Origin of the sequence: Pseudomonas sp. GM24 (assembly GCF_000282235.1) — a bacterium.
Lineage (GTDB): Bacteria > Pseudomonadota > Gammaproteobacteria > Pseudomonadales > Pseudomonadaceae > Aquipseudomonas.
In genome coordinates this window covers 1-964 of the sequence record NZ_AKJR01000147.1, presented here as the reverse complement: position 1 = coordinate 964, position 964 = coordinate 1, and the positions used below count along the sequence as shown (strand labels likewise).

Genomic DNA, 964 nt, shown 5'->3' with positions numbered 1-964 from the left:
TGTAGGCGGCGATGTCGCTGGTCATCAGGCTGGCTTGTGCCAGTGATTCGCAGGCGCGGACCAGCAGGCTTTCGCTGTACTGTTCGGGGGAGATCTGAAACACGGTGGCTTTGGGGAAGCGGTATCAACATTGGCTGATACCTGCTTGTGTCTGCACTTGGGTCAGACTTTGCGATCTACCTTTACACCTCGATAGTTTCAAGGCCTTTGACATCAATCTGACCATCATGAACTTGATGCAGCTCATTTGTGTCGAAATCTACAAAACTGAAGTTGAAGGCTGCCTTGAAAATGCCTTTGGCAATGTTGAACTCTTCTACAACAATGAACCCTGCATTTTTAGCGCTTGTATAGCCTTTTGTATGTGAGCCTGACGTATATGAAAATCTGAACGGAGAGGGAAAGTGCTCCGTGCTGAATTCATTCCTCCCAAGCTTAATATTTGCGTCAAAAGTGAGGTTGATAGTGAATGAGGTGGTAGAGGATTTTTGGTAAGTTGCTTTTAGCGAGACTATCTTGTTATCGGTAATAAAATGGTCGGGTTTTCCTTCGAACTTGTCGGTGATATAGTCTTTGTTTAGTTTGGCAACTACAGTGCCTTCACCTGATTTCTTAAGTTTGTCGAGTTCCAGATCTTTAATGGACATGTCTTGCTCCTTCAAGGTTAGGTTGGTGTGACGACATCCATTGTTCGGCTAAAGCGATAAAATGGGCACTGTCAGATCTGACAGGTCTCCTATATCGATTGGCTATTAAAAATTAATCGGAAGATGATTTTTGGAACTTGATTGCCCACTTCATGTTTGCGGCCATTGGACAATGCTTAATTGTGTCAGGCCGTCATCCGGCATCATTCAAGGGAGAGGGAGCCGATTTCCGAGCCTTTCAGAGTCTGAATTCGACTCGGTATTTCACGTCGGTGTAACTCGCCCAAACACCTCGGTCAGTCCCCTCTCCCTTTGGG

The 964-nt window shown here is 45.9% G+C and carries 1 protein-coding gene and 1 pseudogene; both read right to left on the bottom strand.

Annotation, left to right across the window (positions count from 1 at the left end; genetic code table 11):
- Positions 1 to 121: pseudogene (locus PMI23_RS30310) on the bottom strand (DUF6124 family protein); the annotation flags it as partial.
- A 61-nt stretch (positions 122 to 182) separates the two neighbouring features.
- Complete coding sequence (locus PMI23_RS17360) at positions 183 to 647, bottom strand: hypothetical protein (RefSeq protein ID WP_007914122.1); 465 nt, start codon at positions 645 to 647, stop codon at positions 183 to 185.
- Between the last annotated feature and the right edge of the window lie 317 nt (positions 648 to 964).

Bases quoted from the DNA above. Each gene is read 5' to 3' on its own strand.
- PMI23_RS17360 (WP_007914122.1), bottom strand. From the start codon at position 647: ATGTCCATTAAAGATCTGGAACTCGACAAACTTAAGAAATCAGGTGAA.